Consider the following 25564-nt stretch of genomic DNA (forward strand, 5'->3'; position numbering starts at 1 on the left):
CAAGGTTTCGAAGAATTGGGGTAATCTGGAACATATCTTTCGAAAGTTTCGAATAATGCGACTTGACGATCTGAAATTTTTCAAACGTGTGGCTGAACTCGGCAGCCTGTCTGCGGCTGGCCGGGAATTCGGCTTGTCTCCCTCAGCTGCCAGCAGTCGCCTGAGCAACCTGGAAAAGGAACTCGGTTCCCAACTGGTTGCCCGCACAACCAGGCGCACGGGACTGACAGAGGCCGGTCAGGTCTTTTTGCGCCATACCAGCAACGCACTGGGTGAAATGGATCGCGCCCGTGCACTGATCGACGCCGCGGAAGATACGCCCCGCGGAATGTTGCGCATGTCGCTCAACGTATTCTTCGGCCGTAAACACATTCTGCCTTATCTTCCTGAATTCAGGCAACTTTATCCGGAACTCAGGCTGGAAGTCGACATGACCGACCGGATCGTGGACCTGGTGGCGGAAGGTTACGATATGGCGATCAGGGGAGCGCCGTTGCCGGATTCCAGCCTGATTGCAAGAAAGCTGGGTGGAAACCCGAGAGTGCTGTGTGCCAGTCCCGAATACATAGCGAGAAAGGGAGCGCCGAAGACACCGGACGATCTGCGCAACCACGACTGTGTTGGCTTTGACCCGATGCCCGTCTGGTATTTCGAGGGCCCTGAAGGGGAAATCGGTTATCATCTCGAGGATCCGGTAATCTCCGGAGATAGTGGCGACTTTGCCTATGACGCGGCCATCTACGGGCTTGGCCTGACCGTGAAATCGCTGGCACATGTGTGGGAGGACCTTCGTGACGGTAATCTTGTCGCGGTGATGGAGAACTATCCGATTTCCCGCACCGGCAACATTTATGCTGTCTATCCGCCCGCCAGGTTCATTCCACCCAAAGTCACCGCACTGGTTGATTTTCTGATCTCGAAATACGGCAGACCGGCCTATTGGGAAACTGAATACCGGGAAAAATAGAGAACTCTGGAACGAGAGTCGGTTAGGAGACGAAGGCTCAAGGTTCTTGCGATCGGTTGTTCGGTTGTCGCCCAGTCGGCCGAGGGAATCCGGCTGCCTCAATGTCGACGAGGCCTTCCGAGCGATCGCAACGAGCATGGAAGCTTGTGGTTTCGAATAGGCGAATAGACCAAGGACCTCCGGCAACATTGCCTTTTCCTTCACTGCGATATTTGTGCCTGTGTCGTGCACCGGGTAGGTCAAGCCCAATTGCATCAGGATGTTGGAAGCGTTCGAGTGAGTGAATAAGTCACGCGTTTGGGAAATAACTGTTCTCAGGGACCGAAAAAGTCTCTAGAAGCTGAGGAACAAGGAAGCGCAACGGGTGCGTGTCGGCTCGTCGCGACTTCGGGCAGCAATTGTCCGGGAATGAGCCGTTCCCGTTCTGAATTCGGAAAGTCTTGATGTCGATAGTCGATTCCGTCACCAAAGCCATGGTCCCGATTCACCGGGAAGGCTGGCCTTTCATAGCAATTTCGCTCGTCGCAACGCTGGTTGTTGGCTGGTTTATCGACCCGCTGTTCTGGATCGGCCTCCTGTTGACTGGTTGGATCTGCTATTTCTTCCGCGATCCCAAAAGGGTGACGCCTGTTGGTGAAGGTCTTGTGATTTCTCCCGCAGACGGAGTTGTCAGCCTTCTCGGACACGCCCTCCCGCCTGCAGAGCTGGAACTCGGCACTGAGCCGCTGATGCGTGTTTCCATCTTCATGAATGTATTCAACTGCCATGTGAACCGTGCACCAGTGGGAGGCTCGATCTCGCGCGTGGCCTATCGCGCAGGCAAGTTTTTGAATGCTGAACTCGACAAGGCAAGCGACGACAATGAGCGTAACGGGCTGGTAATCGAGATGGGCGGCACCCGTATCGGCGTCGTGCAGATTGCCGGACTGGTTGCGCGCCGGATCGTGTGTTTTGTTCGCGAAGGTGAGTCAATCTCTGCCGGGGAACGTTTCGGACTGATCCGTTTCGGTTCGCGACTTGATGTCTATTTCCCCGCAGACACACAGCCGAAAGTGTCGATCGGTCAGACCATGATCGCGGGTGAAACTGTTCTGGCCGATCTGACTCAACCTCAGGCACCGGCGCAACCTTTGACTCGCGTGAGCTGAGGTCAGCGGTGTCGGACAGTCCAGAAAACGGGGAAAATCGAGAGCGCCGAACGCCGCGGTTCCGCCGTGTTCCGATGCGCCTGATCGTACCCAACATGGTGACATTGCTGGCACTTTGCTCCGGATTGACAGCCGTCCGAATGGCGTTTGACGATCGCTGGGAATTTGCTGTCGGTGCGGTGCTCGTTGCTGCGGTCCTGGATGGTCTCGACGGGCGTGTTGCACGCATGATGAAGGGGACGTCAAAGTTTGGTGCAGAGCTGGACTCCCTTTCCGACTTTGTCAATTTCGGTGTCGTTCCGGCATTGATGCTCTATCTCTGGCTGCTCAAGGATGCGGGCAACCTGGGTTGGATTGCAGCGCTGATCTTCGCCATTTCGATGGCGTTGCGCTTGGCGCGTTTCAATGTTGCACTGGAAGATCCCGGCAAACCCGCATGGACTTCCAGGTTCTTCACCGGAGTTCCTGCTCCCGCAGGCGCCTTGACGGTTCTTCTCCCGCTGTATCTCGATTTTCTGGGCCTGTTTCCGCACTGGTTTGCAGATACCGCCTTCGTGGCCGCCTACACGATTGCGATTGCATTTCTGGTCATCAGCAGGTTGCCCACCTATTCGGGAAAGACAATCGGCACCAGGGTCCGTCGCGATTTCGTTTTGCCGTTGATTGTCCTTGCAGTTCTGATCGTTGCGCTTACGGTCAGCTATCCGTTCCGCATGCTGGCAGGAGCTGCGGTTCTCTATCTGCTGTCCATCCCCATGTCGTGGCGTGCACATCGCAAACTTGTCCTGGCTGATGAAACACTCAGCCTCGATGACGACGGGGACGAATGTGATACCGATCTCGACAACATTGCCGATCGCGACAAGGATCATGGCGGTTGAGGCGATTGCGGTCCTCGCAAATCGGGTTTTTCGAAGAAGTTTTCTGGTTCATTTAGGCGGCCTCACAATCATGAGGAAGCAGAGATGTTACACGGAAAAACCATTTTGATTACGGGCGCGAGCAGCGGGATCGGTGCGGCTGCAGCTAAGATTTTTGCAGAGGAAGGTGCCAATCTTGTCCTTGCTGCACGGCGCAGGGAACGTCTGGAGGAGGTAAGGGCGTCGTTGCCTGACGCGTCCGGGCGTGTCGCCATATTTGCCGGAGACGTTTGCGATCCCGACTTCGCCGAAGCCTCCGTAAATGCAACGCTTGAGACCTTCGGCAGGCTCGACGGGGCCTTCAACAATGCCGGGATGATGGGTGAGATGGGGCCGCTTCCGGAGTTGAGCCTTGAAAACTGGAATCAGGTCATCGCAACCAATCTGACAAGCGCCTTTCTTGCTGCAAGGCATCAGATCCCGGCCATGAAGACGACCGGAGGTGGATCGATGGTCTTCACCTCGACATTTGTCGGTCACACGATCGGCTTTCCGGGCATGTCTGCCTATGCTGCTTCGAAGGCCGGATTGATTGGCCTGATGCAGGTTCTGGCAGTGGAGTGCGGTCCGCAAAAAATTCGGGTGAATGCTTTGCTGCCCGGCGGAACCAAAACCGAGATGGCCGGCGATGATCCGGCCTTTCATGAATACATCGCAGGACTGCATGCCTTGAAGCGAATGGCGGAGCCGGACGAAATTGCAAGGGCAGCCCTGTTTCTCCTGTCCGACGCTGGTTCGTTCGTAACGGGTTCTGCAATGTTGTGCGATGGTGGGAATTCAATCACAAAGGCATAACGGCGAGCCGGTGTGTCGTTTGCGGGGCATACTCTTTGCCCGTAAACTGCAATCCTTTGCGCTCCAGGCGCAGCCGATCGGTGGAAGCCAACCCTTCAGATCTATTTGGTTACTACCATTCGGCTGCTCCTGACTGCCGTCAGAGTGATGACAATTCAACATTGTGATCGATTGTTTGTTTGAGACGAGGAAAGGACAATAAATCCATGTTGCAGATCCTGTTTATCGCCGTCGCACTCATTCTCTTCGTTGTTGCGTATTTCACGACAGCACGCGACCGCTACCTGACTAGGATGGAATTTTTTGTTCGCTTGCTGATCTTGCTGGTCTTCGGCATCGGCATCAGTTTTTTGGCCTCAAGTCAGGCAGGTAACAGCGATCTGGGCGCGCTTGTAGTTTTGATTTGCGGTCTCTTGGTCGGGTATTTCAGCCAGCGTTTTCATATCATGCGGCTACAGGATTTGCGCTGGTCACCATTCTTGGCACTCGTGGGCCTTGTGCCTGTCGTGAATTTCGTTTTTGTTTTTGTCCTTTTGTTCGTTCCAGGCAAACCAAAAGTAAACTCGGAAATTTTCTCATAGGTTCCAGACAAGAATATTCGGGCGAACGGCCGCTTTGAGGCTTCACGCGAGGCACTGCGGTCCGAAATACCGGCGCAATCAATGAGAAAACGATAGCACTGCCCCGGTGGAAGCAAATTTTTTCCGCAAACCTTTCAGCGCCTTTTGCGAATGAACATTTGCTCTGTAACCGACTTGCCCCATTGGTCGCCGACATATTCGTCGGCAAGAAAAAACCCGTTCCGCTCATAGAGATTTCTTGCAGCATCAAGGCCCTTGAGGGTCCAGAGATGGATTTCCTCAAATCCATGAGCATCACAATGGTCAATAGCCTTCAGCAGCAGCTTTTTTCCGAACCCGAGGCCACGAAGCTTTTCCGACAGGATGAACCAGCGCAGGTGCGCAATGTTGCCTGCAAGGTCCTCGCCATCGATGCTGATCGACCCGATGATCTCGCCGTTCTCAACGATACTCCAGCTGTTGTTCACCGGGTTCTCGATGCGGGGCATGAATTCGGCCATGGCCTGGGAGACGACACTTTCAAAGGTTGGTCCCATGCCGATGAAGACGCCGTGGGTGCGCGCATGCAGTGCCGCGATGTCACCGATCATGCCGGTCTGGTAGCCTTCGACGATGTCGTGTCCAGGTGTCTGAGATGCGTCAATTACGTCCGATCCGGCCAGCGCGTCCGCATAGGAAGTCAAGGCATCGGCGATGGAGCGGGCCGAGCCGTTTCTGATCCGGCCAAGTGCGCCGACGGCCTGATCGTTGCCGAACCTGTCGATCCTGGAAAATGTCTCCCAACCGGTGTTTGTCAGGCTCAGACCAAAGACCCGGCCATCCTTTTCCGATCGGGTCTGGATGATTTCCCCGCGCAGGTCCAGCGACTTGAGCAAGCGGCTGATTGTCGATTTCTCGAGCTTTAGCCTGGTCGCGAGATCTTTTGCGGTGATGCCTGGATGGTGCCCGATTTCCAGAATTGCATGGACGCCGGAGCCTGAAAGATCTGTTCCGGCGATTGTTCGGTCAAGAAAACCGAACTCCCTGACAAGCTGCCGCGAGGCTGCACGAATGTCCTGTACGAGGGAAGGGGACGCGTCTGTCATGGATCACCTGAGATAAAAGTTGTATCATACAACTATATTGCCGACATCAATTTCTGGCAAGAGCCCTGGTTCTCAAAAAATGGGCGGGACAGAAATTGACCGGGCAATGACGGTACCCCGCAACCAGCGAACCTGCGTGACATGAGCTAGGACTTGCTCGAAACATCCCTCAGGTTCGTCAGGTAGTCTGCATGAAACGCGGTGTATCCGTCAGACGTCGAGTTCAGATGCTCTTTGATCAGGCTGTGAAGATCGGGCAGCTTGTGGAACGGTACGGTTGGATAACTGTGATGTTCGGCATGGTAGGGCATGTTCCAGGCGAGTTTTCGCACAAGCGCGTTCGTGTAGGTCGTCCGGCTGTTTTCCAGCATGTTGGCGACAAAAGGACAACGTCCATGTTCGGCCAGCAGGTATAGTCGCAGGAAGGGTTGGCCGAGAAGACAGGGTATTACCCAGACATAAAGCAGCAGGTGCAACCCGCTCACGATCGAGACCAGAGCCAGAAACCCGTAGAGCAGGAGCGAGACAACCGCTTCACGCCGGACCCTGTCCCGGCCGTTGACCGGGACGAAAGAAGTTTCGCAGCGCCCGGATGCATTTTCAAAAAGGGTTTTCCATTCGCTCCACCAGGTTGGCAACCCGCTGACATGAACAAGGTATTCCCAAACGGTATCCGGCTTTCCACCAGCTAGCTCGGGATCGTTATCCGGGTCCTGTGTGTGGCGGTGGTGCGCGAAATGAAAGTCACGGAACCAGTCCGACGGCACGACGATCAAAAAACCGCAGAGCCTCGCAACCCGGTCGTTGAGCAGGGGCGAGTGAAACGCCGTCCGGTGGATGGTTTCATGGAGCAACGTGAACAGGAAAATGATCAGGATGCCCTGGACCATCATGAGAAATTGCCAGCCGGGAACGCCGACCGCGATCAAACCGCCAACCAGGACAATCAAGCCGAAATGAAGGGCGAGGCCGGTCAGCCCTTTTGCATTCGATTTTTCAGTCAATCCGGCGCGTTGGGACGCGGTCAGTCCGGCGATGAAAGCACGATGATCCATTGGGTCCCCTGGTCGGTCATCTTCACCGTGCAGGGCTCCGTTCGTCGTTGCAAGTCTTGATTTTCGGATCTTCCGGTCACAGCTGGCCTGACAAAAAAAAAGGGCCGTGCGATGCACGGCCCTTTTTTGTTTTCATTTGGGTCTGCCGGAATTCTACTCCGCGGCAAGCGGCGGTTCTTCCTGCAACGGGACCTTGGGAGGCGCCGGTTTGGGCATCGACACAACCTTTGCGGCGGGACGTTCCTTTTCGAGGTCCGGATCGGTCCACTCGACATCCTGTTCAAGGTCGGTATCGACTTCTCCCTGTTCCGGCTGCTCTGCGACCTGTTCGGCAGGCCTGCTGGACACCATGGCCCAGATAGCCCGGCCGCTATTGGCCCAGGTGCTTGGCACCGCGATCATCACCGGGATCATGACCAGCGTCAGGATCGTGGAGAAGGCGAGGCCGGAAATCACCGCGGTCGACAGCTGGATCCACCAGATCGCCGTGATACCGCCAACCGCGACGGTCTGGGTGAAGAAGTCCAGGTTGACGGCAGTTGCCATCGGCACCAGACCGACAATTGTCGTGACCGTGGTCAGCAGGATCGGACGGATACGCTGACCCGATGTCTTCAGGATCGCGTCGAGCGGATCGAAACCGTCATGCCGGAAGCGGTTATAGGTGTCGATCAGGACGATCGCGTTGTTGACCACGATCCCGGCAAGCGCCACCACACCAGTCCCGGTCATGATGATCGAGAACTTCTGGCCAGTCAGCATCATGCCGAGCAACACGCCCATGACCGACATGACGACAGTCGAAAGGGTCAGGAACGTCTGGTAGAACGAGTTGAACTGGGTGAGCAGGATGAGGAACATCAGGAACAGCGATGCCACCATCGCCTTCATCAGGAATTCACCCGACTCCTTTTGATCTTCATCAGCGCCGCGGAACTGCAGGTAGATATTGTCCGGGAAGGTCTGGGCATCCAGCCATTCGTTCAGCTCCTGCACCTTGGCGTCCACCGTGACAGGTTTGCCGTCTTCGTCCACCGCGGTCTTGTCGACGGTCGCCTTCAGCATCATCGAATAAAGACCGTCGCGCCGGGTAATCGACGAGACTTTCTGCTCAGGTGAGCGGTCGATGAAGTTTGCGATCGGCACAAGGCCAAGGGGTGTTTGAAGGCGCAACTGGTCAAAGCGGTCGAGCGTCCGCTCGTCGGCGGGAAGCCGAACGCGGATATCAACTTCGTCCTCGGAGTCTGTCGGACGGTAGTTTCCGATCAGAACACCATTGGTGACGAGCTGAACCATGTTACCGACGGAACCGATCCCGGCCTGATAACGGCCCGCCTGTTCGCGGTCGATTTCGATCTGCCACTCGATGCCGGGCAGGGGCCGACCGTCTTCCTGATCGAGAAGATGCTTCATCTCGTCGAGTTTGGTGCGGATGCGGGCTACCTGCTCCACCATCGTGTCATAGTCGGTCGACTTGACTTCCAGCTGGAGGTCCTTGCCGGTTGGAGGGCCGCCCTCGATCTTGCGGGTCTCGACCCTGATGCCGGGGATGGAGGCGGTCCGGTCGCGGATTTCCGCAAAGATTTCCGAGGCATTTCGGCGGCAACAGTATTTTGCCAGCTCAAGCGACATTTCACCGATGACGTCAGCCGGCTTGTCCTGGACCCCGCCAATGAACTGGGGACCGCTGCCACCGCCTGGTGGGAACGCAGACGTGATGACGTTCTGGATACCGGCTGTCTGAAGCACTTCAGCCTCGACCTGCTTGACGATCTCCAGTGATTCCATTGCGGACATGTTGCCTCTTGCAGACACCATGACCACGGCCTGATCCGGTTCCTCGTCCACGAAGAACTCGACACCGGTCGGATTGGAGGAAAATGACATGAAGATCAACGCACAGGTGCCGAGAACAGCGACGAGCGTCAGGACGTTGCCGATCGGATTGCCGGCCAGCAGCTTCAGGTGACGGACGTATAGACCTGTCAGACCTTTGACGGTGCTCGCGTCGAACCGGAGTTCGTCCGGCTTGTCACTCTTCGATCCGCCATTCCGCGTGCCGAAACCAAGTGTCCTGCGGATTTCGTCAAAACCCCATTCAAGCAAATGCACGAGTGGCGATATCGTCTTGTAAGCCGCCCATACCGCCACGATCGCAAATCCGAAAACCACAAGATAGAACCCTGTATCAAGTGCTATGGGATGCGAAAGGGTGGCGAGCGGTTGAGCCAGTCCGGAGAGATATCCGAACACGGAACCGATCGTATCCGTGATGATCGCGGGTTTGCTGGTCGCGAGGAAATAGGCGAAGTAGGCCGCAAACCCGACGGCAACCATCTCGAAAGCGAGCGAGACAAACGTCACGGACCGGTATTGTTTGACCGGTTTCTGGTTTTCGACTTGCCCCTGTTTTGCAGCACGCTCACGCCTCCAACGCACGAAGGGGCGCAGGATAAGGAACGAGCTGACACCAACTAGAACAAATGCAAGCGCTGCTGTTGGTATTGCGAGTGGTGAAGCACCTAGCGCCTCTGCAAATCCAGGTGCCCCCGGATTGGCGCCGAAAGCCGCCAAGGTCGCAAGGATTGCCAGAGCGGCAAAAACCAACGCCAGAACGCCGGCAGCATTCCGTTCGATGAAATGCGTGACCATGGCGAAGATGCCACCGGTAACGGGCAGGAACACCATGGCTGTCAGCAGCGCCGCTGTCAGGACGATGATGACCATGATCGGCAGGTAGCTCATGAACTCGCCGGCAACACCTGGCCACAGCAGCATGGGCAGGAACGCGACAAGCGTTGTTGCCGTGGACGACACGATCGGCCAGAACATGAGACGTGCGGCCCGGATATAGGCTTCGCGGTCCTCCATGCCTTCATGCACCTTGCGGTCAGCATATTCGACCATGACGATTGCGCCGTCGACGAGCATACCGACGGTCAGCACGAGGCCAAACATCACCATGATGTTCACGGTGTATCCAAGCCCCGACAGGATCAGGAAGCCGACCATGAACGAGGTCGGGATCGCGAGACCGACAAGCAGCGCCGAGCGCATTCCGAGCGCGGCCAGAACCAGGATCATGACAAGGAAGATCGCCGTCAGGATCGAGGATTGCAGGGACCCCAGCACCTCAAAAATGTTCGACGACATGTCGATCATGTAATCGACCTGGATCGTCTCCGGCCAGTCCTTGGTCGCTTCATCGACGACCGCGCGGATGGCAAGGTTGTTTTCGATGATGTTGGTGCCGATACGCTTGGTTACGTCCAGCGCAATGGCAGGGCTGCCGTTTACCCGGGTATAGGAATCGGCATCCTTGAACGTGCGGCGGACTTCGGCCACATCGCTCAGGGTCACGACGCCTTCACCGGCCTGCTTGATCGGCAGCGAATAGACATCAAGAGCCGTCTCGATAAGGCCCGGAACCTTGACGTTGAAGCGGCCCTGACCGCCATCGATATAGCCCGCGGGGACAAGCTGGTTGTTGTTCGACAGAGAGGTCAGGAGTTCCTGCTGGGTGATCGCGTAGGATTCCAGCTTTTGTGAATCGATCAGGACTTCGAGCTGCTCTTCCCGGTGACCCTTGAGATCGGCGGAACGAACGGTATCAATCGCCTCGACCAGATCCTTCAGGCGCCTTGCATGCTGGTAGAGCGTGCGTTCAGGCACATTGCCTGACAGGGCGATGGTGATCGTGGGAACCAGAGCAAAGTTGGTTTCGGAAATCGTCGGTTCTTCGGCATCCGCAGGCAGTTCGCCCTTTGCTGCGTCGACCTTGTCCCGAACATCGGCAAGAGCCTCGTCCTTGTCGAAGGAAATGTCGAATTCCAGAACGATACCGGCATGACCTTCCGATGCGACGGCCGTGATCTCCTTCAGACCATCCAGGCCACGCAATTCCGTTTCCATCGGACGGACCAGAAGCCGTTCGGCATCTTCCGGTGAAATCCCTTGCTGGACGACGGAGACATAAAAGACAGGGACATCGATGTCCGGACTGTCTTCCTTCGGAATGTTGATATAGCTGAAGACCCCGGCAACCAGGAGCGCTATCATCAACACGAAGACTGTCTTGGGACGCCGCAGGACGCCTTCAAGCATGTTTATCATTTACCGAGCTCCGCGGTTTCAAAGACTGGCTGAACGGTTTCGCCGTCTCCGACATATTCCTGACCAACAACAATTACAGTGACATCTTCCGGCAATCCGCCGACCCACAGTCCGTCCTGTTCACCGCCAAGGACCCTGACGGGGAAAAATGCGGTCTTGTTGTCATCATCGATCGCACGCACTCCGACAACGCCTTCATCATTGAGCGTCAGGATGGCGGGCGAAATCTTGTGCGCCTTTTCGAGCGGAAGAGACAGGCGGGTCACGGCGGTGACGCCGTCACGTGCTGCGCCATCGGCATTCGGCAACTCGACTTCGACGCGGAATGTGCGTGTGTCCGGGTCCGCAGACGGGGAAATATAGCGAACCTTTCCCGCCATCGTCTGACCGGTTACAAGTGCGACTTCAGCTGGCATGTCGATCGAAATCTGTCCGACATTGAGTTCTGAAACCTGTCCTATGGCGATCATCGGATCGGAATTTACGACCGTTGCGCAGATGCTGCCACTTTCAAGTTGCGCTCCGACTTCGGCCATCGGGCTTTCGATCACCCCGTCGATCGGTGAGCGGATGATCGTGCGTTCCAGTTCGAGTTCCGCTTCCTTTACACGTGCCTTCGCAGCATCGAGACCGGCCTGCGTTGCCGCAGCACGGGTCTGTGACGTGAACCCTTTGTCCGCAAGCTGTGTTGCAGCGGCGTGATCGAGTTCAGCCTGTGAAATGAGCGCCTTGGCTTCCAGTATCCTGGCTTCGCGGGTACCCCGATCCAGTTCGCACAAGATGTCCCCGGCAGACACGCGCGCGCCTTCACGGGCAGGTCGGCGAACCACATCGTCGGTCGTCTCGGATCTGACGGCAACCTTGGCTTCCGCTTCGGTGCGTCCCCTGACCTCAAGGACAGCCTGACGTTCCTGCGCCGTGAGTTTCAGCACCTGCACCCGGAACGTGGCGTCAGCGCCCTCCGCCACCCGTTCTGCCGGCGGTGGCACAGCGTTTTCTCCGTCACCGACACCTCCGACGACGACTGTTCCACTCGACATCCAGACGCCGATACCCGCAGCAAGACATGCTGCCAGAACATAGGAAAACTTTACTTTCATTGGTCAATACTCCGAAACTCAGGCCTACTCGGCGGCGTCCGAAACCGGCTTTGCCGCGTCTTCAGCGATCTTGACAAGTGCTTCGCCGTGTTCTTCCAGATAGTCGAGTGTGCAATTCATGCAGGCGATGCCGTAGCTCCTGGTCCAGTTGGATCCAGGATGGCCGCATTCCTTGTCCGTATCTGTCAGCAATTGCAGTTCCTCCCGAACCTGAGCCTTGCGGCGCTCAAGAGCGCGTCGGATGACATCCGGCGGAAGCTGAGCCGCATTCAGGGCGATCAGAAGAAAGGGGGATTTGAATGTGTCACGTGCCTGTGGCTCGCACAGGTAATCGATAAGTTCCGCCCGGCCGACTTCGGTGATCGAATAGACCTTGCGGGCAGGTTTTCCGGCTTGCGGTTCTTCCCGCACGGTAACAAGACCTTCCGATTCAAGCCGCGCCAGCGCCGGGTAGATTGATCCGAAACTCGCATCCTCAAAATAGCTGAAACGGCCGTCCGTGGATTCTTTGCGGATCTCGTATCCGGTCGCATCCCCGAATGAAAGGATTGCGAGGCACAGGCTGCGTACGCTCATGGGTCTCTCCGTTCCCGGAAGCGTCCTTCCGGATTTTCGGCCCTACCACACCCGGCGCCCAGACCCGGTTGATATCTCCGGCTGTATCGCATTCGAGGGGTATATGTTGGCTCGATATATCGAACTAATATATATCATGCTGAAATGAATCAAGGGTGCGCCGCACAATTTTTTGCCGGATTAGTGATTTCAGACCTGGTTGGTGTCAGGCAACGAGGTTCTCAACCCGCGTCGGAGCTGTCCTATTTGACAGGTTGTCGTTTTCCTGCCGGGCGTTAGCTTTGGTAACAGTTCAAAATGGAAACGAACGGGAGAAATTCGATGGCGGTCAAAACCAGGTCGTTCGGATTGGTCAGACTATTCGATGAGCCCTTGTTTCGTCTCATTGCCATTAACGGAGCTGCAGGCATTGTCATTGCGATTTTGGTTCTTGCCGGCATTTTCTGGAGCAATATCGGCAATCTGAGGAGCCTGGTGTTGAATGCGGACGATCCTGTACTTCCCGTTCTCATGCTGGCATTCGGGCTGGTGATCACGCTGGGTTCGGTGGTCATCGGCTCAGCGATCATGCTGCTTGGAAAAGAAGACCGCGGTGGCGGGACTGCATTCAGGTTGCCGGAAGTTGACAAGGGGAGCGCGCTTCAGCCGGTCCGCGTCACCACCCGATCGCAAGAATGACAGCCGCGCCAAGTGGTGAAGATCGGGCGCGTGTCGTCGAAACAATCGGCTTCACTCGACCAGACCCCGATACATGACGTTGGCTTTGGCTTCGTTCGAAGTGCTCGATCCCGCATCGGAAAACAGCGTCATGACGACGGCGGCAAGAAGCAACAGCAAACCGGCGGACGAAAGCTTCATTTCATCAGTCCTAGCGATCATGATCGCCACCCAGCAATGTTCCGCAGGATCAGTAATAATCCGGAAGGCTCTAAAACGTGCATAATCCGATACCTAAAATTTTAGGCATCGGTTTTTTCTGCGCGCTTTGAGTGGCCGGAGCTTGCGCGGCGTGGAGCGTTGCGGTCTTTTGTCCGATGATTGGCAATCTCTGGAGAGCAGCATGAACGATTCCTATCCGCGCGACATGATCGGTTACGGCCGCACACCGCCGGATCCCGCGTGGCCAGCTGGTGCCAGACTGGCGGTTCAGTTCGTTCTCAATTACGAGGAAGGCGGCGAGAACAACATTCTCCATGGTGATCCTGCGTCCGAAGCGTTTCTCTCGGAAATTGTCGGCGCCGAGCCCTGGCCCGGAAAACGTCACTGGAACATGGAATCGATCTACGAGTATGGCTCACGTGCAGGGTTCTGGCGTTTGTGGCGTTTGTTTACGGAGCGCGCACTTCCGGTAACGGTGTTTGGTGTTGCAACAGCACTGATGCGCAATCGTGAAGCGGTTGCGGCTATGAAAGAGGCCGATTGGGAGATCGCCTCACACGGTCTGAAATGGGTCGAGCACGCGGACATGGAAGAAGACGAAGAGCGCCGGCAGATTCGGCAGGCAATCACCATTCATGAAGAAGTCACCGGTGCCCGCCCGATGGGGTGGTATACGGGCCGCTGTTCGATGCAGACCCAGAAACTGGTTCTTGAGGAGGGTGGGTTTCTCTACGATTCTGACAGCTATGCGGACGATCTCCCATACTGGGTCGATGGTCCGAATGGCGATCATCTCGTCATTCCCTATGCGCTCGACACAAATGACATGCGCTTCGCGTCTGTCCAGGGTTTCAACTCCGGAGACCAGTTTTACACTTATCTGAAGGATGCGTTCGACACGCTTTACGACGAGGGCCGCCGCGGATCGCCGAAAATGCTCAACATCGGTCTTCATTGCCGGCTGGCCGGTCGTCCGGGGCGCGCTGCTGCGCTTGCAAGTTTCCTTGACTACATTGCCAGCCATGCGGATGTCTGGGTAACAAGGCGTATCGACATTGCCTGGCACTGGCACGCCCATCATGGCCGGTCGGAAAGTGCTTGAAATAAATAACCCCACGAGCCGTTTTCCGGGCAGCTCGCGGGGTATTGAAAATATCTACTTGCAACAATCTCTAGAAACAGCATCCGGACGCATAAGTAAACAAGACGTTAATTTTAACGTTAAGATTGAATTCCCACCCGAACTGCCAAGTATACTTAACGGCTGACGCCACGTACAAATCTACAGGTGTTCATTGGCGCCTCGAACCCGGAGTGACGCGAATTCGCGCGTGTCTGCGCCGGAGCATTGATTGTTCTGACGGAGAACCTTCGCCGGTTCTTTTGTCAGCAATCCCGGGGTCGAACAGATGCATGAACCGGCAAGGAATATGAAACGAGGGCAGGCGGGCCGATGAACAACCATCCATCGGTACGGGAGCGCCAAGTCCCGGCTATTCACTGATGAGTCCAATGCTGACGTTTGAGCAGAGCACCGCCGCAAGCCACAAAAAAGGCAGCCCCCGGGGAGGCTGCCTGATGTCATTCTTTTGGTGTTTCTCAGGCTTTCTGAAACTTGCGTGCAATGACAAGCGCGCCAAGGCCACCCATGAGCAGCAATCCACCAGCAGGCAAGGGAACAGGTGTCGTCGGCGTGTAGTCCACCGTTATGGATTTCAGCTTCCATTCATCATTGCTGTCGAAGGCACCGATCATGAACAGGCCGCTTTCAACACCGCCGAAACCGGAAAACGGGTTGGCATCGTTTTTGTAGCTCAGGAAGTCGCCGGTTCCGTAGCTTCCGTCTCCGCTCAGATCGTAGCCCCAGCGAAAGTCATCGTTACCGCCAAAGAAGCTGAAAGAAACGGAAGTCATGGCCACATCAACCGCTTCGCCCATGTAGCTGAATGACGCGGTGACGAAATTATCCCAACCGGAACCGTCAACCCAGTGTTCTTCACCTGGTCGGGTTACAACGCCTGCGCCACCATAATAGCGACCAATCCGGATATCACTGGCCTGATTAAGGGTGTTGCTCGGACCGCCGATCGTGTAACCGCCCGATGTGTTCGAGATGTTCCGGTTGCCTCCGCTGCTGTCAAGACCGTTCGTGAAAGCTCCCGCCGTGAATGTTGCGGTGAGGCCATCGACTGTCAGTGAAAACGAATTCGGCAATACATTGTAGTTTGTCGATTGCCCCGGGCTCAGAGAGAGATCGAAAGCGACAGGCGCAGCATTGGCGGTGCCGACACTTGCAAGTAGTATGGCACTACCAATAAGAATGCCCTTCATTGTAAAATACCCCAGTGTGAGAAATCAGGATTTGATTGCAACGCATGGTTAACACACCGGTTGTAACAGGGCAATATCCTTAGTGATCACAATGAGTTTGAGGCCATGCGCATTGTTCGGTCTTGCCATCTTTCTTGAATGAGGTTCGTTCGCCATTATCCTTCTCGGGGGTGGCCACGTTGTCGTTGCGCAGTGCCGGGCGTGGCAAGCGGAATGATGCCTGACTTGTTGAAATTGCTATGTTATTTTTAACCATGAAAATATTGTCAGCTTGGTTTCAAATTCGGAATTGAACCGAAATTATGTGGTTTTTGATGTTTTTTCGGGAAGGCCGACCGGATCCACGTGTTTTGAAAACAGTGGGGGAGTAACACCGGAAAGGTCTCTGACTGATCCGGATCACTCAGTACATGACCGCTCAAACGGTTATGTCGGACCAGGTGGACGTCGGGCAAATAGACTGTGGACCTCTCAACTGTTCGTAATGCGGCGAACCGCATATACGCATATAGACCTCCTGGTGGAGGCCGGGGGAAAGACCCTCTCCAGTTGCATCGTGGCAATTGGAGCAGAGCTGCGGTGCCCGGGTCTGGTTCGGTGGCAGAAAGCACACCGGCGCGCAGAGTTCACGCGCATAACCTGACTTTCAAATCGTTGCCTGTCTCGTCAACCTGTTCAGTAATGCGCAGCTGCAAAGCTGATGCTGCGCGGTGTAACACGGGCGTATCGACGCTGTTGGATACGTGCGTTCATCAATTCTCCAGAATGGAAAAAACAGCGCTTCTCAAAGAAAACAACACTGAAACCCGTGACCTCTGTGCCGGTAGATCGCCCTGTGTCGAGTTACCGTTTGTCACGGACAAAAGAGAACGAAACTCAATGAAACCTATCATGCGGCAGACATTAAATCGTGGGTACCATTCGGATCAGGGCACAGTTTCTGGAACTGTTGAATATGCGAATGGCTGCGAAACAGAAAAAGATATGCGATGCCCTGACTTGCGGGAGGTTCTGAGATGAGCCTTGCTCTTGACTATGAGATCGTTCACCTGCGCGAGCAGTTGGAGCGAAAAGAGGCCCGCATCGCCGAATTGGAGCGTTTGATCGCCGATCAGCAGGTGATCTTTCCGCCGGAGTGGGACCTCACTCGCATTCAGACACGCATCCTGCGTTTCCTTTTGAAGCGAACCTTCGCAAATCGTGAACAGATCCACGCTTTCCTCTATGCGGACCGGGAAGATGGCGGACCGGAGCTTGAAAACGTGCGTGTGCATATCTGCCTGCTCAGGAAAAAGCTCAAACCGCGCGGTGTAAACATCAGTTGGCTGGTCGGCATGGGCTACAGGCTCGATGACGACACGAAGGAAAAAATCCGGACGACTTCCTTGCTTCCCGCTTAGGGCGGCTGTTATCGCAGTCAGGCGGGTGTTGCCTTGCAACATCTGCCTGTCGGCGTCTTTGCACAGAGAGCCGCTGAAGTTAACCTTACTCTCTAAAATACAACTTAAAACTGAATGAATGAGGTTGCGCGTCCTACGCGCATCTTCTACGACCCTTGTGAGTTAATGAAATCTTAATCGATGCCTGGGGTTGTAATGCGGTTCCTTTTTAAAAATTTGTATGTGTTTGTTTTTGCATTTCTTTCGATGTCAATGGCGGTTTGGGTTGCAAATGGCCCGGAGCGGGCTACCCGGTTGGTTCGTCCCTTGGTTGAAGATGCCGTCGAGCTGAAAACGCTGGCCACCGGTGCGTACCAGGAGATACGGGATTTCAACTGGAAGGTGGCTTATGACGAATTTGAAGCGCTGTTTGTCACGACCATACGTCTGCCTTCGCTGGTCTTTGAAAAACTCGCCGAACGGCTCGACAATTTCAATGAGGACCTGTCAAGGCGCGCCGATGACACGACGCCGGCGACTTCCGGATCCCGACCCGTGATCAACGCGTCACAAGTTCAGGGGGCTGCTATTGCAAGCGCGATGCCCTGACCGACGCCGATGCACATGGTTGCTAGGGCAAGTTTGCCGGATCGTTTCTTCAGTTCCAGTGCAGCCGAACCGACAATTCGGGCCCCGGACATGCCGAGAGGGTGACCCAGCGCAATTGCACCACCATTGGGATTGAGTGTCTCGCTGTCTTCCGGCAGGCCAAGGTCTCGCATCACGGCAACAGCCTGGGCTGCGAAAGCTTCATTCAATTCGACAACATCGAAATCGGAAGGTGAAACACCGAATCTGGCGCAGAGTTTGCGCGTTGCAGGGGCCGGGCCAATGCCCATGATGCGAGGTGGCACGCCGGCTGTCGCGCCACCGACAATGCGCGCAATCGGACGGAGATTGTATTTTTCAATCGCTGTTTCTGACGCAATCAACAGGGCCGCGGCACCGTCATTGACGCCTGAAGCGTTGCCTGCCGTCACGGACCCGTTCTCCCGAAAAGGTGTCTTCAGGCCGGACAGCATGTCCAGCGTTGTTCCGGCCCTCGGGTGCTCATCCTTGTCAGCCAGGATCGGATCGCCCTTGCGCTGCGGGATCATCACCGGGATGATCTCTTCCGCCAGGCGGCCGTTTTTCCAGGCGGCTTCAGCTTTTTGCTGACTCTTCAAGGCAAAGACATCCTGATCGGCGCGCGAGATCGAAAAATCTTCCGCGACATTCTCAGCCGTTTCCGGCATTGAATCGATGCCATATTGCCGCTTGAGCAGGGGGTTCACGAAGCGCCAGCCGATCGTGGTGTCGAAAATTTCCGCCTTTCTTGAAAACGCAGTGTCCGCCTTGGGCATCACCATGGGGGCGCGTGACATGCTTTCGACACCACCGGCAATGGCCAGATCCATTTCGCCGGACTTGATGGCTCTTGCCGCCGTCATCACCGCATCCATGCCCGAACCGCAAAGCCGATTGAGTGTGAGACCGGGAACCGTATCGGGCAGTCCGGCGAGCAGTGCGGACATGCGCGCGACGTTGCGGTTGTCTTCACCAGCCTGGTTGGCGCATCCGAAGAAGACGTCATCGAGCGCCGCCCAATCCACATCCTGATTGCGCTCCATCAGGCCTTCGATTGGAATTGCGCCAAGGTCATCCGTGCGTACGGACGAGAGGATTCCTCCATATCTGCCGATCGGCGTACGGACATAGTCGCAGATAAAGACATGGTGCATGAGTTGTTTCCTGGGTGCCTGCTAGGAGGTTGGAACCTGTGCAAGTCTTGTAGAGTTTCAACCTGGAATGCAAGCATGCTCCGGCGTGGAAAGTGCCGGATCACACGTCGCCGGTGTGCCGCTGGATGTCGTCTTCTGCAAGATAAGTTCCGGACTGAACCTCGATCATCCTGACCGGTATCTTGCCTGGATTGTGCAGCGTATGACGGGCTCCGAGCGGTACAAACGCGGACTGGTTTTCAGTCAGAAGACGCGTTTGCCCGTCAATCGTGATCTCGACCGTGCCGGAGACCACGATCCAATGTTCGGTCCGATGCAGGTGGCTTTGAAGGCTGAGGCGTTTCCCGGGCTTGATCATCATCGATTGAACCGCAAACCTGTCACCGGCGTTGATGCGTTCGGTATAGCCCCACGGTTTGTAGGCTCGCGGATGGCGGTCGGCTTCGTGCCGGCCTTCTGCCTTCAACTGGTCGACAACCGTCTTGACGTCCTGGGCATTGTCCTTGTGAGCAACCAGAACGCTGTCGCTCGTGGCAATGACCATCACGTCTTTCAGACCGATAACGGAAACGAGACTTTGCTGGGAATAGGCAAGGCAGTTTCTGCTCTGCAGGAAGCGGGTGTCACCCAGGCCTGTATTTCCGCACTCGTCCTTGTCGAGAACTGACCAGATCGCCGACCAGGACCCGAGGTCATCCCATTCCGGCGAAACGGGGGCGCAAACCACATTGTCCGATTTCTCCATGATGGCGTAGTCGATGGAGATGTTGTCGAGCTTTTCGAAACTGGCCTGATCAAGCCGGGTAAAATCCAGATCGCTGTGCCGCGTCTCCATGACAGCAGCGATGTCGCGGTAGAGTTCGGGTTGAAATTGCTTGAAGGCGTCGATCATGGTGCGTGCGGAATAAAGAAAAATGCCAGCGTTCCAGACGTAGCTTCCTTCCTTCAGGAAGGCCTTGGCTCGCTCATAATCCGGTTTTTCGACAAACTGTTCCACCGGACGTACCGCTTCCCCGCCTGAAGCCACATTGATGTATCCGTAGCCGGTATTGGGTTCGGATGGGGTAATTCCGAAGGTCACGATCTTGCCGTTTCGCGCGGCGTCTTCAGCAGCGTGCACCGTTTCGAGAAAGACATCTTCTTTGCGGATCAGATGATCTGACGGCAGCAGGAGTATCAACGCTTCCGGATCGGTTTCAGCCGCGATTATTGCCGCCATGAGAGCTGGAGGCGCCGTGTTTCTGCCGACCGGTTCCAGCAATATCGTGTTCGCCTCGATGTTCAGATCGGAAAGCTGTTCACCCATCTGAAAACGGTGTGTGTTGCTGCCGATCACGATCGGTGCTGCGAACCCTGTATGGTTGACCCGCTTGCAGGTCATTTGAAACAGACTTTCCCCTTCAAACAAGGGCAGGAACTGCTTGGGCCGGTCCTTTCGCGACAGGGGCCAGAGCCGCGTACCGACGCCACCGGACAGGATACAGGGGAAGATCATGAGCGAAGTCCTGACAAGATACGAATTCTCGATTGCTTTATATACCGGAATGCATCTGAATTGATTAACGGATCTTGTTCGGGACGTGTTCGGACTTGACGGGAAAGTATGTAATAATATAACGCCACTTCCGACTTCCAAACGAAGCGCCTATCGATGGTGGAACAGGTCTGCTGAAAATGGTTCTAGATAACAACCGGTTGGTTGAGCTCGACAGGGCAGGTGTCCGCAGAGGCACCAGCTGGCTGGTGCGAGGTGTCGATCTTTCGGTTTCTCCCGGCGAAATCGTGACACTGATAGGCCCAAATGGATCCGGCAAATCGACGACGGCCAAAATGACGCTCGGCATCTTGAAGCCAACGGAAGGATCGAGCAGACGGAAGACCGGTTTGAGTGTTGGCTATGTCCCCCAGAAACTCGCAATTGACTGGACGCTGCCATTGAGCGTGCGACGATTCATGCGGCTGACGAATGCGCTTTCCGACACAGAGTGTTCGATAGCCCTGGAACAGACCGGTGCATCCAGGCTGATCGGTCTTGAAATGCGAACACTTTCCGGTGGTGAGCTGCAGCGCGTCATGTTGGCGAGGGCGATTGCCAGAAGGCCGGATCTTCTCGTGCTGGATGAGCCGGTACAAGGCGTTGACTATGCTGGTGAAATAGCGATCTACAATTTGATTTCCGAGATTCGTAACACGCTTGGCTGCGGTATCTTGATGATTTCGCACGATCTGCATGTGGTTATGGCGGCAGCTGATCAGGTGATTTGTCTGAACGGACACGTTTGCTGTCGTGGTACGCCGTCAGATGTGAGCAAGGACGACAATTACCAGGCGCTATTCGGGGCGCGGGCAGGCGTGGGCCTTGCGGTCTATGAGCATCATCATGACCATGTTCACCTTCCGGACGGTACGGTGAAGCATGCCGATGGCAGCTTGTGTACTGATTGTCCGGGAGAACATCAGGGTCATGACCATGACGATCCGGGTGTAAGCACCGGGGCTGGCAATGCTTGATGATTTTTTTACAAGAGCACTTGTTGCCGGGATAGGTGTCGCGATCGTGGCCGGTCCGCTTGGCTGTTTCGTGATCTGGCGGCGCATGGCCTATTTTGGCGATACGCTCTCCCATGCTGCATTGCTGGGAGTTGCCCTGTCGTTGCTCTTTGACGTCAACACGACGCTTGCCGTCGGTGGCACGTCGATCATCCTGGCAGTTCTGTTGGTGTCGTTGCGCAGGAGCGAAACCCTGTCATCCGACGCCCTGTTGGGGCTCTTGTCCCATTCTGCTCTTGCACTCGGTCTTGTCTGCCTGGCCTTCATGACCTGGGTCCGTGTTGATTTGCTGGGTCTGCTCTTTGGAGACATCCTGGCGGTGACCCGGCTGGACATTGCGATGATCTACTCTGGTGGCGCATTGGTGCTCACCGTCCTTGTTCTGATCTGGCGGCGCCTGTTCGCGGCAACGGTCAATCCTGATCTGGCTGGCGGCGAGGGGCTGCAGCCGGAAAGAATGGAACTCGTCTTCATGATATTGACGGCGATCGTGATCGCAATTTCTCTCAAGATTGTCGGCGCCTTGTTGATCACCGCCCTTTTGATCATTCCTGCCGCCGCCGCGCGCAGAGTGTCGTCATCTCCGGAACAGATGGCGATCCTTGCTGCCTTTGCAGGCGCAGCCTCCGTGGTTGGCGGGCTTTACACGTCCCTGAACTACGACACCCCGTCGGGTCCGTCGATTGTTGTGGCTGCTTTGGTATTGTTCGTAATCAGTCTTGTCCCGTGGGGGCGACTTGTGACAAGGATGAGGACAGGTTCCCAGGAGTAGGACCTGACCTGGGGCAAGGAATTCAGGAGACAATCCGTGATCGCTCATGCGCAGCCAGAACTGACCAAGAACCAGGCATTGGTTTTCGGGTCCCTGTCAGACGCAGGTGGACCGTTGACGGCTTATGCAATCCTGGATCTTCTGCGAGAGAACGGCTTCAGGGCACCACTCCAGGTTTATCGCGCGCTCGACAAGCTGGTCGAATACGGCATGGTTCACCGGCTCGAGAGCCTGAATGCCTTTGTAGCCTGTAGTCACAAGGGGTGTGCGGAGCATGGGACTGCGGCGTTCGCGATATGCGAAAACTGCGGTGATGTCAGCGAATTCACACCTGACGAGGTGATCAAACTGCTCAAGGAGTGGACACAGGCGGAGGGATTTACGCTTGCGCGCACGACGATTGAGTTGAGGGGAACCTGCAGGGACTGCATTTCCCAGCCAAACTGAAGGTTTTCCGTCAAAATTTCCCTGAAGGTTGCCGCAGAACAGGCCATTTGCCGGAAGCTGAGTCTTTTAGCGGGACAGAATACTGCAATCTGTTGCGGCCCGTCCGCCCGCCTCTTATGGTCCGCTTGCGGTTGGGGACCTGACTATCCGTCCGGGCGCGCGCAGATTGAGGGAGAGCGGGATGGCACTGCTGATTGCCGGATTGGTACTTTTTTTGGGATTTCATATCTTGCCGATGTTGCCGGCGACCCGCAGCAATCTTGTCGCCAGACTTGGCGAAAACGGTTACAAAGGTCTCTTCACGCTCGTATCGGTTATTGGCCTGGGGCTGACGATATACGGCTATGGAGTGGCGCGATTTGAAGGCTCGCCACTCATCTACGATCCGCCACTCTGGCTGCGTCATGTCACGATGCTGCTGATGGTGCCAGTCTTCATTTTTCTGGCAGCCGCATACATTCCCTGCAAGATTTCCAGGGCGCTGAAGCATCCGATGCTGGTCGCGATCAAACTGTGGGCGCTGTCACACCTTCTTGCGAATGGCGATCTGGCCTCGGTTCTTTTGTTTGGCGGATTTTTCCTCTGGGCAGTCGCTGATCGCATTTCGATAAAAAGGCGTGGCCCGGGAGTTGGCCAGATCGCAGCCGCGCGAAGCGCTGGCAGGTATTCCGATGTTTGGGTGATTCTCATTGGTCTGGCGCTTTACGGTCTGTTTGTCTGGAAACTGCACGTACTTCTCATTGGTGTCCCGGTCGGGTAAGGCACGAAGCGTGGGAAAAACATAAGTGTTTTTGTCAATTCGACGGCGATTGCCCCACTTGCGCCACGAAGGGAAGCTTAAAGCCCGTTCAGGGAATTGCCCGAGACGGATCAAATGGATAATGTGCGCCACTCATAAAGGGGTGGTGGTCCGATAAATAATGCGGACCGGCAAGATCAATGCAGGAACTAGACACGCATGTCTGACATTTTTCGTGAAGTCGATGAGGATATCCGCCAGGAAAAATACCGTCGACTTTGGAGCAGGTTTGGTCTGTGGATTATCGGCGTCGCGGTTCTTATCGTGGTTGGCACCGGCGGCTATCGCGGTTGGCTCTATTGGCAGGAAACGCAGTCTCAGGATGCGGGCGACAAGTTTTACGACGCAGTTCAGCTTTCTGAAGAACAGAAGTACCAGGAGGCAGCCGAGCTATACGGTGAACTGGAGGGCTCCATTGGCGGGTATCCGGCGCTGGCGAAACTCCGCATAGCGACGGATCTGGCAAAATCGGGAAAATCCCAGGAAGCGCTTGCGGCATTCGATGCGCTTTCCAGAGAGAGCGGTCAGATGGAAGCCATTCGTAGCGTGGCAGCTTTGCGCGCCGGCTATATCGCTGTTGATCTGGAGAGTTATTCGGCAGTTGCCGATCGTGTTGAAAAACTGACGGGCGACACGGCGCCATTTCGTGCAGCAGCACGTGAGCTTCTTGCTGTAAGTGCATGGAAAAACGGCGATATGGAAACTGCGAGAAGCTGGATTTCCGCTGTTGAGAATGACCCCGAGTCTCCAGTTGATGTAAGCCGCCGTGTGTCTCTTCTGAACGATGTGATCCGTGCTGCCAATGGCGGTGATGAAGCGGCTGGTGAAGGAAGCAACTAGTGATTTTTGCGGCAGGTTCTTCCGGCAGATTTGCACTGCTGGGTATTTTTGCATTCTCCCTGGCATTGACCGGCTGCGGGTCGGTGAGTGAATTCGGTGATTCAATCAACCCGTTTTCTCGGGAAAAAATCTTGCCCGGTGAACGGCAACCTGTTTTCGACGGTGCCGATCCAGCTGCGCGTGCACTTGGCCAGACTGCCAAGGTAGGCCCCGCGACGGGCGGCCAGTCCTGGACGACCAGTGGCGGCGGTCTTACCAACGACCCGGGCAATGTGGCCGTGTCGATATCCGGAACGACATCCTGGCGCTCCAATGTCGGAACATCGGGGCGCGGACTGACATCGTCCGCCTTGCGAATTTCGTCGCGTCCGGTAAGCGATGGCAGCAAGATCTACGTCTACAAGCCCAATGGTGAGATCGTTGCCCTGTCGACGGCCGGCGGTCGTGCCTGGACGCAGAACCTCCGCCCGGAAGGTGAGCGGGACGTCGGTCCCGGTGGCGGTGTTACCGTTGCCGACGGCGTCGTCTATGCAGGAACAAGCTACCGTCAGCTGGTCGCGCTGGACGCCGGCTCCGGGCAGGTCCTTTGGACCGCTGAACTTGACACTCCGGCACGCGGTGCTCCGGTCGCCGGGGCAGGTCACGTCTTTGTCGTCTCCCAGTCCAATGAGGTTTATGCGGTTTCAAAGGCAGATGGTGAAATCGCCTGGACCTATGCCGGAATTGAAGAAACCGCCGGATTGTTGTCGGCAGCAAATCCGGCAATCTCCGGAAACCGGGTAATCGTTCCCTTTTCCTCCGGCGAGATCATGGCAATTGACATCAAGTCCGGAGAGGCGCAATGGGTCGATAGCGTATCACGCGGTTTCCGTACACTTGCGCTATCCGGTCTTGCCGATGTTTCGGCAAGTCCCGTGGTGACCGGCAGCATGGTGTATGCAACCGGTGTTGCCGGTAGAACCGTGGCGGTCGATGCGCGCACGGGATTGCGGCGTTGGGAACAGGATCTCGGCAGCGTACACACGCCGATTGTGTCCGGTAGCGCACTGTTTATGGTGGATCTGGACGACCGCATGGTTGCACTTGATCTGAAAAGCGGCGAAACCCTTTGGGCAACATCTCTGCCGCGGCCGGAGAAAAAGAAACGCCGCCGCAACTGGGCGGGGCCAATCCTGGCCAATGGTGCGCTCGTGGCATTTTCGAGCGATGGACAGATCGCCATCGTCGATGCGGCCAGCGGGAACATTATGACGACCCAGAGAACCAATGCGGATGTCTACGTGACACCGATTGTCGCCGGTGGCCGAATTATCGTGCTGTCCGGCAATGACGGGGTTACCGCGTTCAACTAAGTCTGCGGGCACCCAATCGGAATCGATTGGATGTCCATTGTCGATCGATATAAGTATGAGAGGCCCTGTCCGCGCTCGATTGATCGCGGGCCGG

The 25564-nt window shown here is 55.9% G+C and carries 24 protein-coding genes; 15 read left to right on the forward strand and 9 right to left on the reverse strand.

Translation table 11 applies throughout. From position 1 onward, the window contains the following. Window positions 1-55 precede the first annotated feature (55 nt). The 5 genes from ACO6TI_RS17610 (at window position 56) to ACO6TI_RS17630 (ending at window position 4411) form a co-directional block, all read left to right on the forward strand. Entirely contained in the window at window positions 56-967 is a 912-nt protein-coding gene (locus ACO6TI_RS17610) for a LysR family transcriptional regulator (protein WP_108872710.1), read from the forward strand. 443 nt (window positions 968-1410) lie between these two features. Next, window positions 1411-2115, forward strand: a complete 705-nt coding sequence (locus tag ACO6TI_RS17615) for a phosphatidylserine decarboxylase (protein ID WP_422382991.1) — start codon at window positions 1411-1413, stop codon at window positions 2113-2115. Between the two features lie 74 nt (window positions 2116-2189). Continuing rightward, window positions 2190-2996, forward strand: coding sequence for a CDP-alcohol phosphatidyltransferase family protein (locus ACO6TI_RS17620; protein ID WP_082442850.1), 807 nt, complete (start codon window positions 2190-2192; stop codon window positions 2994-2996). A gap of 84 nt (window positions 2997-3080) precedes the next feature. Then, window positions 3081-3830: an SDR family oxidoreductase gene (locus ACO6TI_RS17625; protein ID WP_108872708.1), complete on the forward strand. Its 750-nt coding sequence runs from the start codon at window positions 3081-3083 to the stop codon at window positions 3828-3830. Between the two features lie 206 nt (window positions 3831-4036). Further along, window positions 4037-4411: a DUF805 domain-containing protein gene (locus tag ACO6TI_RS17630; protein ID WP_348317897.1), complete on the forward strand. Its 375-nt coding sequence runs from the start codon at window positions 4037-4039 to the stop codon at window positions 4409-4411. A gap of 134 nt (window positions 4412-4545) precedes the next feature. Here ACO6TI_RS17630 and ACO6TI_RS17635 read toward each other — a convergent pair whose 3' ends face one another. From ACO6TI_RS17635 to ACO6TI_RS17655, 5 genes are all read right to left on the reverse strand, one after another. After that, the gene (locus ACO6TI_RS17635) at window positions 4546-5496 is read right to left on the reverse strand and encodes a GNAT family N-acetyltransferase (RefSeq protein WP_196878676.1); all 951 of its coding nucleotides are present in this window, start codon (window positions 5494-5496) and stop codon (window positions 4546-4548) included. Between the two features lie 146 nt (window positions 5497-5642). Beyond that, window positions 5643-6551 carry a fatty acid desaturase family protein gene (locus ACO6TI_RS17640; RefSeq protein ID WP_422382992.1) on the reverse strand — a complete coding sequence of 303 codons (909 nt, stop codon included), beginning with the start codon at window positions 6549-6551 and terminating at the stop codon, window positions 5643-5645. 153 nt (window positions 6552-6704) lie between these two features. Beyond that, on the reverse strand, window positions 6705-10664 hold the full coding sequence (locus ACO6TI_RS17645; RefSeq protein ID WP_281927122.1) for an efflux RND transporter permease subunit: 3960 nt from the start codon (window positions 10662-10664) through the stop codon (window positions 6705-6707). Further along, entirely contained in the window at window positions 10661-11764 is a 1104-nt protein-coding gene (locus ACO6TI_RS17650; protein ID WP_055118656.1) for an efflux RND transporter periplasmic adaptor subunit, read from the reverse strand. Before ACO6TI_RS17650 ends, ACO6TI_RS17645 begins: the two co-directional genes overlap by 4 nt. A gap of 24 nt (window positions 11765-11788) precedes the next feature. After that, the gene (locus ACO6TI_RS17655) at window positions 11789-12340 is read right to left on the reverse strand and encodes a PadR family transcriptional regulator (protein WP_055118654.1); all 552 of its coding nucleotides are present in this window, start codon (window positions 12338-12340) and stop codon (window positions 11789-11791) included. A gap of 321 nt (window positions 12341-12661) precedes the next feature. On the opposite strand from ACO6TI_RS17655, the gene ACO6TI_RS17660 reads away from it, so the two are divergent. After that, a complete protein-coding gene (locus tag ACO6TI_RS17660) occupies window positions 12662-13018 on the forward strand; it encodes a hypothetical protein (protein WP_104705109.1) in 357 nt (118 codons plus the stop codon). Between the two features lie 51 nt (window positions 13019-13069). On the opposite strand, the gene ACO6TI_RS17665 is transcribed toward ACO6TI_RS17660, so the two are convergent. Continuing rightward, window positions 13070-13219, reverse strand: a complete 150-nt coding sequence (locus tag ACO6TI_RS17665; RefSeq protein WP_158705682.1) for a hypothetical protein — start codon at window positions 13217-13219, stop codon at window positions 13070-13072. A 181-nt stretch (window positions 13220-13400) separates the two neighbouring features. Here ACO6TI_RS17665 and puuE point away from each other — a divergent pair, with 181 nt between their 5' ends. Beyond that, entirely contained in the window at window positions 13401-14321 is a 921-nt protein-coding gene (gene puuE / locus ACO6TI_RS17670; RefSeq protein ID WP_422382993.1) for an allantoinase PuuE, read from the forward strand. Window positions 14322-14818: 497 nt separating this feature from the next. Here the strand turns inward: puuE and ACO6TI_RS17675 are convergent, their stop codons facing one another. Next, window positions 14819-15550, reverse strand: coding sequence for a VPLPA-CTERM sorting domain-containing protein (locus tag ACO6TI_RS17675; RefSeq protein ID WP_422382994.1), 732 nt, complete (start codon window positions 15548-15550; stop codon window positions 14819-14821). Window positions 15551-16566: 1016 nt separating this feature from the next. On the opposite strand from ACO6TI_RS17675, the gene ACO6TI_RS17680 reads away from it, so the two are divergent. After that, a complete protein-coding gene (locus ACO6TI_RS17680) occupies window positions 16567-16950 on the forward strand; it encodes a winged helix-turn-helix domain-containing protein (protein ID WP_029066470.1) in 384 nt (127 codons plus the stop codon). Between the two features lie 246 nt (window positions 16951-17196). Continuing rightward, a complete protein-coding gene (locus tag ACO6TI_RS17685) occupies window positions 17197-17538 on the forward strand; it encodes a hypothetical protein (RefSeq protein WP_144436146.1) in 342 nt (113 codons plus the stop codon). Here the strand turns inward: ACO6TI_RS17685 and pcaF are convergent. Together pcaF and ACO6TI_RS17695 are read right to left on the reverse strand one after the other, a co-directional pair. Continuing rightward, the gene (gene pcaF, locus ACO6TI_RS17690) at window positions 17505-18710 is read right to left on the reverse strand and encodes a 3-oxoadipyl-CoA thiolase (protein WP_422382995.1); all 1206 of its coding nucleotides are present in this window, start codon (window positions 18708-18710) and stop codon (window positions 17505-17507) included. The two genes, ACO6TI_RS17685 and pcaF, sit on opposite strands and share 34 nt — an antisense overlap. 100 nt (window positions 18711-18810) lie before the next feature. Next, a complete protein-coding gene (locus ACO6TI_RS17695; RefSeq protein ID WP_196899147.1) occupies window positions 18811-20205 on the reverse strand; it encodes a mannose-1-phosphate guanylyltransferase/mannose-6-phosphate isomerase in 1395 nt (464 codons plus the stop codon). Window positions 20206-20384: 179 nt separating this feature from the next. Between ACO6TI_RS17695 and ACO6TI_RS17700 the strand changes: the two genes are divergently transcribed. From ACO6TI_RS17700 to ACO6TI_RS17725, 6 genes are all read left to right on the forward strand, one after another. Further along, a complete protein-coding gene (locus tag ACO6TI_RS17700) occupies window positions 20385-21221 on the forward strand; it encodes an ATP-binding cassette domain-containing protein (protein ID WP_422382996.1) in 837 nt (278 codons plus the stop codon). Beyond that, window positions 21214-22032 carry a metal ABC transporter permease gene (locus ACO6TI_RS17705; RefSeq protein ID WP_422382997.1) on the forward strand — a complete coding sequence of 273 codons (819 nt, stop codon included), beginning with the start codon at window positions 21214-21216 and terminating at the stop codon, window positions 22030-22032. Before ACO6TI_RS17700 ends, ACO6TI_RS17705 begins: the two co-directional genes overlap by 8 nt. A gap of 39 nt (window positions 22033-22071) precedes the next feature. Beyond that, window positions 22072-22479, forward strand: a complete 408-nt coding sequence (locus ACO6TI_RS17710) for a Fur family transcriptional regulator (protein ID WP_055119041.1) — start codon at window positions 22072-22074, stop codon at window positions 22477-22479. A gap of 181 nt (window positions 22480-22660) precedes the next feature. Beyond that, entirely contained in the window at window positions 22661-23239 is a 579-nt protein-coding gene (locus tag ACO6TI_RS17715) for an NnrU family protein (protein WP_196892824.1), read from the forward strand. Between the two features lie 198 nt (window positions 23240-23437). Further along, window positions 23438-24118, forward strand: coding sequence for a tetratricopeptide repeat protein (locus ACO6TI_RS17720; RefSeq protein ID WP_108872698.1), 681 nt, complete (start codon window positions 23438-23440; stop codon window positions 24116-24118). Continuing rightward, a complete protein-coding gene (locus tag ACO6TI_RS17725; RefSeq protein WP_209000841.1) occupies window positions 24118-25470 on the forward strand; it encodes a PQQ-binding-like beta-propeller repeat protein in 1353 nt (450 codons plus the stop codon). The genes ACO6TI_RS17720 and ACO6TI_RS17725 overlap by 1 nt, the downstream gene beginning before the upstream one ends. Window positions 25471-25564 lie beyond the last annotated feature (94 nt).

The organism is Roseibium album (assembly GCF_965233825.1).
Taxonomy (GTDB): domain Bacteria; phylum Pseudomonadota; class Alphaproteobacteria; order Rhizobiales; family Stappiaceae; genus Roseibium; species Roseibium album.